The 12,870-nt window shown below is 57.4% G+C and carries 10 protein-coding genes and 3 pseudogenes; 10 read left to right on the forward strand and 3 right to left on the reverse strand.

The window, feature by feature from the left end:
- Positions 1–29: 29 nt before the first annotated feature.
- Positions 30–1,245 (reverse strand): annotated as a pseudogene (locus tag BSY240_RS23235) (IS3 family transposase).
- Positions 1,246–1,635: 390 nt separating this feature from the next.
- Here BSY240_RS23235 and BSY240_RS23855 point away from each other — a divergent pair.
- Both BSY240_RS23855 and BSY240_RS23260 read left to right on the forward strand, forming a co-directional pair.
- A pseudogene (locus tag BSY240_RS23855) lies at positions 1,636–2,579 on the forward strand (IS630 family transposase).
- A gap of 804 nt (positions 2,580–3,383) precedes the next feature.
- Positions 3,384–4,253 carry a heparin lyase I family protein gene (locus BSY240_RS23260; RefSeq protein ID WP_083229792.1) on the forward strand — a complete coding sequence of 290 codons (870 nt, stop codon included), beginning with the start codon at positions 3,384–3,386 and terminating at the stop codon, positions 4,251–4,253.
- A gap of 76 nt (positions 4,254–4,329) precedes the next feature.
- Here the strand turns inward: BSY240_RS23260 and BSY240_RS23265 are convergent.
- Both BSY240_RS23265 and BSY240_RS23270 read right to left on the reverse strand, forming a co-directional pair.
- A pseudogene (locus BSY240_RS23265) lies at positions 4,330–4,692 on the reverse strand (IS30 family transposase); the annotation flags it as partial.
- A gap of 357 nt (positions 4,693–5,049) precedes the next feature.
- Positions 5,050–5,940: a LysR family transcriptional regulator gene (locus BSY240_RS23270; protein WP_069044306.1), complete on the reverse strand. Its 891-nt coding sequence runs from the start codon at positions 5,938–5,940 to the stop codon at positions 5,050–5,052.
- Positions 5,941–6,103: 163 nt separating this feature from the next.
- Here BSY240_RS23270 and BSY240_RS23275 point away from each other — a divergent pair, with 163 nt between their 5' ends.
- From BSY240_RS23275 to BSY240_RS23310, 8 genes are all read left to right on the forward strand, one after another.
- Positions 6,104–6,277, forward strand: a complete 174-nt coding sequence (locus BSY240_RS23275; RefSeq protein WP_442856023.1) for a helix-turn-helix domain-containing protein — start codon at positions 6,104–6,106, stop codon at positions 6,275–6,277.
- Positions 6,278–6,436: 159 nt separating this feature from the next.
- Positions 6,437–7,492, forward strand: a complete 1,056-nt coding sequence (locus BSY240_RS23280) for an ABC transporter substrate-binding protein (RefSeq protein WP_083229801.1) — start codon at positions 6,437–6,439, stop codon at positions 7,490–7,492.
- A gap of 9 nt (positions 7,493–7,501) precedes the next feature.
- A complete protein-coding gene (locus BSY240_RS23285; RefSeq protein ID WP_069044309.1) occupies positions 7,502–8,398 on the forward strand; it encodes an ABC transporter permease in 897 nt (298 codons plus the stop codon).
- Positions 8,398–9,201, forward strand: coding sequence for an ABC transporter permease (locus BSY240_RS23290; protein ID WP_069044370.1), 804 nt, complete (start codon positions 8,398–8,400; stop codon positions 9,199–9,201). Before BSY240_RS23285 ends, BSY240_RS23290 begins: the two co-directional genes overlap by 1 nt.
- Entirely contained in the window at positions 9,198–10,274 is a 1,077-nt protein-coding gene (locus BSY240_RS23295; RefSeq protein WP_069044310.1) for an ABC transporter ATP-binding protein, read from the forward strand. Before BSY240_RS23290 ends, BSY240_RS23295 begins: the two co-directional genes overlap by 4 nt.
- A gap of 140 nt (positions 10,275–10,414) precedes the next feature.
- Complete coding sequence (locus BSY240_RS23300; protein WP_069044311.1) at positions 10,415–11,281, forward strand: TauD/TfdA dioxygenase family protein; 867 nt, start codon at positions 10,415–10,417, stop codon at positions 11,279–11,281.
- Between the two features lie 30 nt (positions 11,282–11,311).
- The gene (locus BSY240_RS23305) at positions 11,312–11,965 is read left to right on the forward strand and encodes an RraA family protein (RefSeq protein ID WP_069044312.1); all 654 of its coding nucleotides are present in this window, start codon (positions 11,312–11,314) and stop codon (positions 11,963–11,965) included.
- Entirely contained in the window at positions 11,962–12,837 is an 876-nt protein-coding gene (locus BSY240_RS23310; protein ID WP_069044313.1) for a carbon-nitrogen hydrolase family protein, read from the forward strand. The genes BSY240_RS23305 and BSY240_RS23310 overlap by 4 nt, the downstream gene beginning before the upstream one ends.
- Positions 12,838–12,870 lie beyond the last annotated feature (33 nt).

Here is a 12,870-nt window from a genome sequence, read left to right on the forward strand (position 1 = left end):
TAGAGTTACCCCCTAACAACCGGACAGGATCAGGTTTCGGTTTGACGGTTTAAGAACTCATGTGGCGAGCGATACCCAATGCCTTGTGCGGGTGAAGGGTATTGTAGTGTTCGAAGCATGAGGTCAGTTGCGCGATAACGGTTTCGGCGTCAGGTCGAGGGTTCACTGAGACGTGGTCGCGCTTGAACGTTTTGACGAAAGCCTCTGCCATCCCGTTGGATTGGGGGCTGAGAATGGGCGCGGAGTACAGCTCCAAGCCGATATCGATAAGTAGTGACCTGTGTTCTTTGCGATGAATCAGGAGCGTTGTCAGTCAGCCATTCGATTGGCTTTGGAAGGGTGTTGATGAGACCGAAGCGGTTTTCCACAGCCGTAATGACCAGGTCCTGGATGTCCTCACTTTTGATACCCTCTATTGTCGCGACATGGGCAATGGCTTCGCGATCACAGCAATCGAGCGCGAACGCAACGCGGACCTTCTCCTTGTTGTCGCAGCCGATCTCGAAGCCGTCTGAACACCAGCGCAGATTGGATTGCTCGACGGCAACGCGGCCATCGTGTCGACGGGTGTCGAGAGCACCGGTGTGGCGCTGAAGAAGCATGCCGTGAACCTTCATCACCCGGTAGACGCGTTTGGCATTTGGCCACGGTCGGCTTTCGCTGCGGGCTTTCCGATAAAGGATGGCGTGGACCCTGCGATATCCGTAGGTGGGCATATCGTCGATGATGGTCTTGATCTCATACACCAGCTCCCGATCAGCAAGCGGCGGACGCCCTCTGGCTTTGGAGGGACGTTGCTTCACAGATTCCGTGATGTTGGATCGGGCGACATCCAAGGTCTCACACATCTTCGTCATCGCGAACCGTCCTTCGGCAACAAGAGCGAGCGCAACAGGTGTTTTTTGACCCTGATGCGATTTCAAGCGCTTCCTTGAGCGTTTCGCCTTCCATCGTCTTCTTGCCGAGGAGGCGCTGCAGCTCTTTCACCTGGTTCTGAAGCGCTCTGTATTCGGATGCATGAACGGCCTCTTCCTGCGATGCTGTATCCGTCAGAGCACCCTGCGCTGCAAGTTTGCGCCAAGCAAACAACTGGTTCGGCTGAATGCCATCCCGTCGCGCCACGATGCTCACCGTGACATCAGGCTCGTAGGTCTCGTGGACTATCGGCAGCCTCTCCGCTGTCGGCCAGCGACGGCGACGCTCACGGCCGGACAGCACTTCTATTTTGGGGATGTGACTGGTCATAATGTGTACATACTCCTAACAATTTACAAGTGGGAGATCGTGTCCGGGATTTAGCATTCAGTTTTATGGCCATCATACACTTGGGCGGGATTCATTGATCGACGCGGGGGGGGGCTATCTCCGCCTTAACGCAATCCTTGCTAGCGGCCAGAGAGTTACGAGACCTTCAGGCGCAGATTGACATGGCATTCTGGGCTCAGGCTATGTTTTGGACAACGCTCGTAAGCCTCTTTCTGACGGTCATCCTAGCCCGCGCGGCATTCGCGTCTTTCAATCAATCTCGAGAAGCCACTAGAGCACGTCCATTGAAAGCGGAAGCGCGTTGTGGATTCCCTTGGCTACCGAATTTCTGATTCCTTCCCTCCCACTGGTGATTTGGTCGGAGGCAATATGATCCGAGCTTTCAGTGATGATCTGCTTAGCCGCGTTCTGGCTGCGTCACGGGGTGGCATGTCGGCACGCTCAGCAGCGGCCCGATTTGGAGTCGGCATTTCAACGGCCATCGCGTGGATCGCCAGCGCACGGGCGGGTCGGTTGACGCCTGCAAAGCAGGGCCGACGCGGCGGCTCGCGCCTGGATGCTGATGAGGACTTCATCATCGGCATGATCGGAGAAGAAAAGGACATCACGCTTATCAATATGGTTCTGCGATTGCATGAGGACAGAGCCGTATCGATCGGCCGCAGTGCGCTTGACGTCTGGCTGCGAAAGCGCGGCTGGACTTTCAAAAAGAGACCTCAAATGCAATGGAGCAGGACCGTCCTGACCTGCTGAAGCGTCGCCGGGATTAGTTCGACTGCCAGCTCGATCTCGATCCAGCGCGCCTCGTCTTCATCCATGAAACCAGCCTGGGCACAAAAATGTCTCGGCTTCGCGGACGAGCCCCTTGCGGAGATCGATGCCGTTCATCGGTCCCGCACGTGCAATGGAAAACAACGACATTTACCGGCGCGCTCAGGCTATCCGGCATGACCGCTACCATGGTCCTCGACGGTGCGATGAATGGCGTCGCGTTCCAGGCCTATGTCGAACAGGTTCTCATTCCAACCTTGGTGCCGGACGACATCGTCATCATGGACAACCTGCAGGCACATAAGGCGGAGGGCGTGCGTCTCGCAATCAAAGGCGAGGGGTGCCGTTTGCTCTACCTTCCTCCCGACATTCCAGACTTCAATCCTATCGAGAAGGCCTTCGCGAAGCTCAAGGCGGTCTTGCGCGCCAAAGCTGAGCGAACGGTCGAGGGCTTATGGAATACCGTCGGCCAGATCGTCACGCTGTTCGAACCACAAGAATGCGCCAACTACTTCAAATCCAGCGGATATGACCCCGAGTAGAGCGGACGCGCTCTAGGTTGGCGCGCGAGGTCGGCAAATACCAGATCGAGCTGTATGTACTCGCAGAGCGCGTCGCCTGTGGGCAGCGCAATAACATACTGATGTATTGCAATAATGGTGGAGCGACCCCGGCGACGCACTTTAGCATTTGCGCAAAACAAAACTGGTCGGTCTTAATGATATCAAAAACTTAATCTCATTCGACGGCGGTGACTAAAAAGCTGGACGTTGATAGCAACTGGGAACTCCGCCCAGCAGGTTTTTTGGAAGACGAACCAGTCGGTAATCAGTTCAGGAGGAACCCGAATAGAAGTCAGAGACTTCTGAACGGTGATCAGATTATCTACTGCTCTGTGTTCAAACATGAACACCTGACGCAATTCGCTTTTTATATAAATCCTCATCAACCGAAGTTCCTGAAGCCGGCGACTAACACGGTGACCTTCCGCCGCGTGGACAGTTCTATACCGAGCAAGTTTTCTCGGGTGACGCTGGATGACACTCGAGAGGCCGGTTCAGCGGACTGACGTTTTAGGCCCGCCGGGCCGGCGAACCACGCCGCGCCTAGCGCCATGCGCCAAGCAGGAGGTGCGCGAGGCGATCGGGCAAAGGTAAAGGGATCTCGATCAATCGCAGGCATTGAATCGGCGAACACGTGAGGACCAGGAATGGAACTGGAGAGGTCGCCGCAGTCTCTACATCCGAAGTCAAACGGTACAGTTCGCCCCCGCCCCCCCCCCCCCCCCCAATATTGCCGTAATCGTGGGGCGGGTGAGCATTGTGAGTTATTCGGATACTGATTCCATGGAAATATTAGCTGAACACACAGTTGCCCAGGTGGAAGCTGATCAACGACTTGGGGGTGGCCCGTTGGTCAACGTGGCGTATGTGCCAAGACCGCGCGCCGAGGAACACGCACCATCGTCGAGGGACTACTACCCAATCTTGAAGCCTTCTGGTCTCTCGACCTCTCGTACTTCCTGGTTAGGGTTAACGATAGGCGTCCACACAGGCGCAGTATCCTTCCAGGACATGCCATATTCTCTCCAGCAATCGATAGACAAAACGAAGTTACGTTTTGAGCTGCGTGATACGGTCATGGACCGCCGTCCAAACGACCCGGAATATAAGCGCAGAGCAGAAGTTTTCTGGTCCACATTGGTGGGTAACGCCTCGTTGCGTTATGGAACCGAGTACTGGACCGCGATGCAGTTCAAGTTTGCAACCCCGACGGACCCCGTCGGCCTCGGCAGCAGGAACATCGTAATTGATCAGATTCCTGATCAGGATCTCCCCGGCTCCCCAATCCTGAGCACACGTTTCGTAGGAGGCAACCTGCGAATTGTTACGCGAGCGGCGAGTGACAAAAATTTCGGTACGGTGCGCTATGACCAGCCAATATTGACAGACGTCGTCCATGATCTGGTGCGACGCGTTGTGCTTGGCGAATCCGGAAAAATTGACGTATGGCTGGATGGCATCCAGATTGTCGGCCTGACCGATATTCCAATCGGTCAATCTGGGGGATCTTTGCCTTTGGTTCCAAAAATGGGGCTTTACGCACCCTCTGGTGTGTCAGGCATCGTCAGTTGCGAGTTTGCGAATTACGCGTTTTGGGGCACAGTCAGCCTCCAATCTCGCATATCATCTCCTCCAGACTGGCCCAAGGACTGAGATCCTTCACCCGTTTACGATCGCCAATTTGTGCGTGTGAGTTCATGCTGAAGCGCGACTTGCGGGCAGAGCGAAGCTATACGGCATGCCTCAGCTGTGCGAGCAGTTTCTTGCGGAAGACTTCTGCCGGTGTCCTGTATCCCAGGCATTTACGCGGAATCTCATTGTGCTGATTGCAGATCGCGATCAGTTCCGCGTCGGTTACGGATAAGGGCTCGACCTCTCTCGAAAGCCATTTTCGCGCTCGCCTGTTGGTGTTTTCGACCGTGCCTTTCTGCCAGGGCGATTGAGGGTCGCAGAACCATGTCTGCGTGCCAATGCTGGCTTGCAGATAAGGCCAGTCTGTGAACTCTGTGCCGCGGTCGAACGTGATCGAGCGGCGGGCGAGGTGGGGCAGCGCCTGTAGCGCTTGCACAAGACCATCCATAACTGGCCGGGACAACAGTGACCCCACGTTCCCTGACCAGTTTCACAGCTTCACGCTTATACTCGCGGCTGAATATTCGTCTTTGCATTCATGCTCTCCGGTTTCAAAAGGGACACCTTAACTGGATGCCCATGAAACCGGTAGCAGGCCATTCGGCTGGTCCGACCTCAAGATGGCGAACCACTACACGCAGAAGGTGGCACGAAAAGACCTCGCAAATCGAGGCGGGAGAACGGCTGGCGAACAAATTCCAGGTCGCACCTTTAACAAATTCATATAGTTAACTGGGGAATGGCGATCCGCTGTAGGTTTGAGATCGGTCACAAACTTGCCTGTGAGGATTGGTTGCTTTCGACTGGCTGGCAGGTCTTAACTTCGGGGCCGCGATAGCGTCCTTGCTATATCAATGATGTCATCGCGTGCTGCCGTCGGATCATCCTTGCTCCAAGCGACACCAAGCCCGATCTTCAGATCGATCCCTGTCACCTTCTTCAGCACGACGTCCCTCCCCGGCAGCTCTCCCGTCCATTCCGGCGCAAAGGCAACTCCCAGGCCTGAGGAGACGAGCGAGATCAGCGAGAAGGTGTCGTCACAGGTATAGGCGACATTGTCATTCAGCCCGTGCTCGTCGAAGGTCTCGGCGAAATAGCGCTCGGTGAAGGACAGGTTCTGTCGTTTGAAGGCGATGATCTTCTCCGCCCTCAAATCCTCGATCGTCACCTCGTGCTTCGAGGCAAGTGGGTTTCCCATCGGCACGGCCAGCAGGTACCGCTCATGGGCGATCGAGAAGAAGCGCAGCGAGCCGATATTCTCGACAGGCCGAATAAAGCCGAGGTTCAGCTTGCCGCATTCGAGCTGCCGGATGATCTCTGATGTCGAGCCGTTCGAGACATGCAGACGGATATCGGGAAACTTCCGCCCGATCCGGGCGAGGAACGCTGGCAGCACGCCTGTCGTTGCCGGATAGATCGTGCCGATCCTGATCTCCCGCATGGTTCTGCCTCCTGCCGCACGCGCCATCTCTGCTGACAGATCCAGTTCTCCCAGCATTCTGACACAGCGATCATAGAACACCTCCCCTGCCCGCGTCAGTTCCACCTTGCGGGTCGAGCGCGTCAGCAGTTGCACACCAAGCCCCTTCTCCAGCGCCTGGACCTGCGTGCTCAGCGCCGGCTGGGCAATGTTCACCCGCATGGCGGCACGACCGAAGTGCAGTTCCTCGGCAACGGCGACAAAATAGGAGAGTTGGCGGAGTTCCATTTGATCCTCTCAACTGAGATCCGGAATATCTGAATTTAAGATAACTGATTTTCAGATATAATGGAAGTGCTCCTCGCAACTTACGATGGGGCAAGCAGTGAAAACACTCGGAACGAAGAGCCACGCAGCGCTTATAAGCACGCTGATATCCATCCGCGAACAGATGGGGTGGACGCAGACAGACTTGGCGAAAAGGATCGGTGAATATCAGTCCTTTGTTGCCAGACTTGAAAGTGGCCAACGTCGTCTGGATGTGATTGAGTTTCTGGAGTTGGCAACGGTAATGCAATTCGATCCATGCCACATCCTGAGGAAGGTTCAATCAGTCAAGGAATAACGGCTGGCCGAATGTCGCAGTCCCTCAATGGACAGCCTTTCGGGACGCTTTCAATCTGTTTTCTAGATCAATCTATCATCTCATGAATTAGACCGGCTGCAGCCATGACGGCACTTTCTCACTGGGAACAACCAGAAGAAAGTGAGAGCTACCATGGATATGCGTATGCGACGGCTGATCGTCGGTCTTTTTCCGTTGCTTGGTTTTGTGGGTGGTGTGGGTGGTGCCGGCTCGGTGACTGCAGAGCAGCTGGTGCTGAACAGCTATGGCGGGCCTTATGAGGAGATTATCCGCTCTCGGATCATTGAGCCGTTTGAGGCTGAGACCGGCATTCGTGTGGTCTATGATGCGGTTGGGTCTTCGTCGCAGGACTATGCGAAGATCAAGGCGACGGGCGGGCGGCCGGGGTTTGATGTCGTCGTCATGACGGCAGCCCAGGCTCTGCAGGGATGTCAGGAAGGTCTGCTTGCGGAACTGCCGGTTGATGTGATTGGTGAGCTTTCGCACTTGTCCCCGCGCCTTAGCTCTGTTGCAGGGCCCTGTGGGGCTGTGCATGAAGTGCAGTACATGTCGCTGCTTTACCGCACCGATCATGTCGAAGGCGTGCCATCCTCCTGGAACCTCTTGCTGGATCCGGCTCTTGACGGCCGGGTGATCCTGCCGACCTTCCAGAATGTTATGGCGGTCAATCTGCTGCAGGTCATGTCGGTGATGAATGGTGGCGGACTGGTCGATGATCTTGACCCTGGTTTTGCTGCCATGGCCTCTGTGGCACGTCAGTCGATTGGCTTTGAGCAGTCCTCGGCCCTTCTTGAAAGCTATATCAGGGACGGTTCCGTCTGGGCCATGCCGTTCTGGAATGGTCGGGCGCAGCTGCTTGTCGATTCCGGTGCACCTGTTGATTACGTCCGCCCTGCGGAGGGTACGATCCCACTGATTGCGACGCTGAGCGTGCCGGTCGGTGCTGAAAACAAGGACGCGGCCTATCGCTTCATCGACTTCTTCCTTCGGAAATCCAGCCAGGAAGCCTGGGTTGAAGGCTACCGTGTCAGCAGTGCACGCAGTGATATTACTGTGCCGGAGGCGCTTCTGTCCCGCCAGATCAGCGCGGAAGAGCTTGATCAGCTTCTCCTGCCTGATCTGACTGTCATGGCGACACGCATGCCCGAATGGTCCGAGCGCTGGGATCGTGACGTCGTGTCAGCGGCGCGGTGAGGATCAGTCATGAGCAGTCTCTCTCTTGTCCTGCCCGCGGCGCTGCCGCGGGCAAAGGGACCGGCGCATCTTTATCTTGCGCTTTCGCCCTCCGTCCTCATGCTCCTGATCTTCTTTGCCCTGCCGATGGGCATGATGATCGGGCTCAGCTTTACCGATCCCGTATCAGGCCTGCCGTCGCTCGCAAGCTACCAACGCTTCTTGACCGATGGTCTGTCATTGCCGGGTATCTTTCGTACGGTTGTGATGTCGCTTTGCGTGGCGGTCTGCGTCACGGTGCTTGGTTATCCCGTCGCCTATTACCTGGCGCGGGCGCGGGGACGGACCAGGGCACTGGTCTTTGCTCTGGCGCTGGCGCCTGAGCTCGCCGGCGTCGTTCTTCGCACCTATGGCTGGCTGATCATTCTCGAGGATCGCGGCTTCATCAATGATGCGCTTTTGCATCTGGGCTTGATTGCCTCGCCCCTGCCCTTGTCGAAGAACATGTTTGCCGTGGTTGTCGGGCTGACCCATGTGGTGCTGCCTTTCGGCATATTGTCCTTGATGACCAGTATTCAAGGCATCGATCCCAATCTGGAGCGGGCAGCCCAGGTTCTGGGAGCATCACGGATCAGCGTCATGCGCCATGTGGTCTTACCGCTTTCCTTGCCCGGTATCATCAGCTCCCTTCTCATTGCCTTCACCATGGCCGCGAGTGCCTATGCCACCCCTGCCCTGCTGGGTGGCGCGGGGTTCAAGGTGCTGGCGACCATGATCGCCGAACAGGTGCTGTTTTATGTCAACTGGCCGTTTGCGGCCGTGATGGCCAATGCCCTCTTTCTGATGATGCTCGGGGTCTCCTTTCTCGGGATCCGCTTCGAGGCACGTCGTCGCATGAGGCTGAGTGGCCGAGGAGGCGCTGCATGATGAACCGTCTCTCCAGTGTTCTGTTCTGGGTATCGCTTGTTGCGGTCCTCGTCTTCATCACCATGCCGATCATCGTGGTTCTCGCTGCATCCTTTAGTCCGACCTCCGAGGTGACGCTCAATCCCCTCAACTGGACACTTCGCTGGTATGGGGATCTCGTGCATCCACGCTGGCTCGAACCCTTCTGGCTCAGCGTCAAGATTGCCGTGATCGTCAGTGTGATCAGTGGATTGGCGGGACTGATGGCGGCCTATGCCATCGTCTTTGAGCGCTTTCCGAAAAGCGATGTCGTCATGTCCTTCCTGCTGTCGCCGCTTTCGGTGCCGCAGATCGTTAAGGGTGTTGCGGTCGTCCTATTCATCTCGCAACTGGGCCTGCAGCAGTTCCTCGGGACGGAGGCCCTGATTGCCGCCCATGTCGTTCTGACCCTGCCATTTGTCACGCGCATGGTCGCCGGTTCGATTGCGAATTTCGACCGGGGGCTCGACCAGGCGGCCCAGATACTAGGGGCCGGTCGCTTTGATCGGTTGCGTTACATACTGCTGCCTCTGATCAAGCCGGGCCTTTTGTCCGGTGTTACCTTCGCCTTCATCATCTCCTTCAACAACATCCCGCTCTCGGTCTTTCTGGTCCGGCCGGGTGATACCACGCTGCCGATCAAGGTGATCAATCACCTCGAATACAGCCTCGATCCGGTCATGGCGGCCGTCAATGTCGCCTCGATGATCTTCATTCTGGCGGCAATCTTCATCTTTGAAAAAATCGGCGGTTTTTCCGCCCAACTCCATGGTGGAAGCAAATGACCCCGCTCGATATCGAACTCCAGTCGGTGACCAAGTCCTATGGCGCAGTGCCTGTTGTGCGTGATCTCAGCCTGTCCGTCCCGTGCGGCGAGTTTGTCAGCATTCTTGGGCCTTCCGGCTGCGGCAAGACAACGACACTAAACATGATTGCCGGTTTTGCCGCACCGTCTTCCGGTGACATCAGGATCCGCGGCAAGAGCCAGGTGCGGGTCTCGCCTGAACACCGCAATATTGGCCTCGTCTTTCAGAACTATGCGCTCTTCCCGCATATGACGGTCTCGGAGAATGTTGGCTTCGGGCTCAAGATGCGCAAGGTGCCCAAAGAGGAGATCGCGGGCCGCATCGCTGAGGCATTGGAAAGCGTTCATCTGTCCGGATTTGCCGAGCGCTATCCGCGCGAGCTCTCCGGTGGCCAACAGCAGCGGGTGGCACTGGCCCGAGCAATCGCACCACGTCCCTCCGTCCTCCTCCTCGATGAGCCACTTTCCAATCTGGACTTGAAGCTTCGCGAGGCCATGCGCATCGAGCTGAAGGAAATCCAGGCAGAGCTTGGCATGACCTTTGTCTATGTCACCCATGACCAGGAAGAGGCCATGGCAATGTCAGACCGGATCATCGTCATGTGGGGTGGCGAGATTGCCCAGGAAGGACGACCAGGCGAGATCTATCGCAATCCGAAGTCCCGCTTTGTTGCGGACTTTATCGGGCGCTCGAACCTTATTCCCTATTCCTCCTGGAAGACGACCGGGCGAGGCACGGAGGTGATGCTGGCCGATAGCGGCATCTCGCTGGTCTCTGCGGGCAAGAAGGTGACACCGGAAACAGGCTTTGTCTGCATTCGTCCCGAACATCTGCATCTTTCGACTGCGGCAGGGGATGGACCGAACCGGCTTACTGGTCGCCTGAGGCGGGTCGTCGATCTCGGGGCTCAACTGGAGCTTTCTGTCGAGCTCGCTGCCGATCTTCTGATCACCCTTGTCTGCAGCGCCTCTCAAGGTCTCGCCCTGCCGGCACCGGGCGGTGAGCTTTGGCTGTCGGTGGCGCCGGAGGATGTCCGGCTGCTTTCTTCCTGAAGGCTTGAGCGATTGGCCGCGCCTATCAATCGCGGCCGATCGCTATTGGAGCGCCGGGCAAGGACCGGCCTAGGGTTTGACAACGGCTGGGTGCCGTATCGGTTGAGGACTTCCTCGCCGCATCTCAAGGAGACAGGACTATGATGCTCAAGGAAAAGATCCACGCGACGCAGAACTCCACAAATGTCTGCGCTGAAGTCGAGGGATTTGACTTTCACGACTATGACGACCGCGATATCGCGGAGCTACGCCGGCTGTGGCTCGAATATGGCGTGCTACGCTTCAAGCGCACTCAAATCAGCGACGCTGACCAAGTGCGCTTCTCGCGGTATTTCGGGGACTTCGTCATTCACCCCAAGCAATTGCAGGAAGGCGGGCACCCCACCCATCCGGAAATCCTCGTCATTTCCAACCAGATGAAGGACGGCAAGCCGAGCGGTGCACTCGGCAATAGCGAAGCGACCTGGCATACCGATACCTGGTTCTACGAGCGTCCGCCGGCTGGCGCCATCTTGCGGGCAATCCAGGTCCCGCCCTCTGGTGGTGACACCTATTTCCTCTCCACCTATCTCGCTTATGAAAGCTTGCCTGAGGCGCTGAAAAAGGCCGTGACCGGCCGACAGATCTTCTTCCAGAATGTCTATGACAAGACCGGCAAGCTCCGGCTCAACAAGCAGGAGCCGAAGTCAAAGGACTTCCGCGAATGGGACGGGGTCGTTCATCCGCTTGTCCGCACCCATGGCGAAACGGGTCGCAAGGCACTTTATCTCGGTGGCACGTTCGAGGGTGCCTGGATCGTCGGCATGCCGCAGGATGAGAGCTTCGGCCTCTTGCAAGAGCTTTGGGCGCACACGACAGGGCAGAGCGACATCTTCGTCCAGTCCTGGGAGGAAGGCGATATCATGATGTGGGACAATCGCTGCACCATGCATCGTCGTGACGGCTTCGATCCCAACACCATCCGCATCATGCATCGCACGACCACGTCGGGCGAACGTCCGGTCTGAGGCGGGGGAATGCGAGAGCAGGAGAAGACGATGCGAACAGACTATCAGGTCGAGCCCAACCAGCCTCCTTTGTCGAAGGCGCTCGTTGACCTGCTCTCGCAGACCGAAACCGCCACGATCGGCCATGTCGAACATTTAGGATTTGTCGGAGACGGCATCTTGCCGATCACGCCTGCACGAGTTTCGGGCCAGGCCTTGACGGTGGCAGCACCCGGTCGCGACGGCGTTGTGATCTACAGGGCCATCGATCTCATTCAGCCCGGCGACATCATGGTCATCTCGCGGGTCGACCGGGATGACATCGCCTGTGTCGGTGGCGGTGTTGCGCTTGCCGCTCAGGCGCGGGGAGCTGCAGCCATTATCATCGACGGGCCGGCAACCGATCTTGAGGAGATCGTTGCGGTCGGCCTGCCCGTCTGGTGCCGCGGTCGTTCATCACGGACCACCAACCGCAAGATCGCCGTCGGCGGCTCGATCAATCTGCCGATTGCCTGTGGCGCTACCGCCGTCCTGCCAGGCTATGCCGTGCTCGCCGATCACGAAGGTGTCTTTGTGGCTGAGCGGCAGCGTATGGAGGCACTCGCCCGTTTTGCCATCGAGCGACAGAAACGTTCGGCACGTCTTCGCGCCCATCTGGCCGAGGGCCTATCCATCTTTGATTTCGAAAGCGATCAACAATCATGAAGATCTCACTCATTCAGATGAATTCGCAGCCGGATCGCACAGCCAACCTCGCCCAGGCTCTGCGTTTGATGCGCGACGCCTGTGCTGTGGCAAAACCGGATCTCCTTGTCCTGCCGGAGCATTTCGACTGGACGGGTGGGACGCCAGAGGACAAGCGCCAGGCGGCCGATCTTGTGCCCGGTGGTGAAGCCTATGAAATGGTGCGTGCCTTTGCTCGCGAGACAGGTGTCGCCGTTCATGCCGGTAGCCTGCTTGAGCGACGCCCTGATGATCCGACGATCTTCAACACCACCATCGTCTTCGATGCCAAGGGGCGTGAAGTCGGCTGCTACAGGAAAATCCACCTCTTCGATATCACCGCACCTGACGGCAAGCGCTATGCTGAATCGGCAGTTGTGGCACCGGGTGATGGGCTGCTTGTCTATGACGTCGGCGGGTTCAGGATCGGCTGTGCCATCTGCTATGATCTGCGTTTCTCGCGCCTCTTCGATCGGCTGGCGAGCCTCGAGGTTGATCTGGTGATCCTGCCAGCCGCTTTCACTGAGCAGACAGGCCGGGACCATTGGGAGATACTATGCCGGGCTCGCGCAATCGAGTTCCAGTGCTTCTTTGCTGCCTGTGGGCAATGCGGCAGCTACAGGGCTCCAGATGGTGGTGACCGCGCGATGTTCGGGCATTCCATGATGGTTGATCCCTGGGGGCGGATCATTGCAAGGGCGGGTCAGGACATCGGCGTCGTCGACGTCGAGATTGACCGAGCAACCGTTGACAAGGTGCGCCGGATGATCCCGATGACTGAACATCGACGTGATCTGAGCCATATGCCGGTCGCGTGTGTCTCGGTTGATCGCGGGCGGCAGGCCATGGGTTGAGCAGGGCAAGGCGCAATTTTACTAGGAGAAATT

Source organism: Agrobacterium sp. RAC06 (assembly GCF_001713475.1).
GTDB lineage: Bacteria > Pseudomonadota > Alphaproteobacteria > Rhizobiales > Rhizobiaceae > Allorhizobium.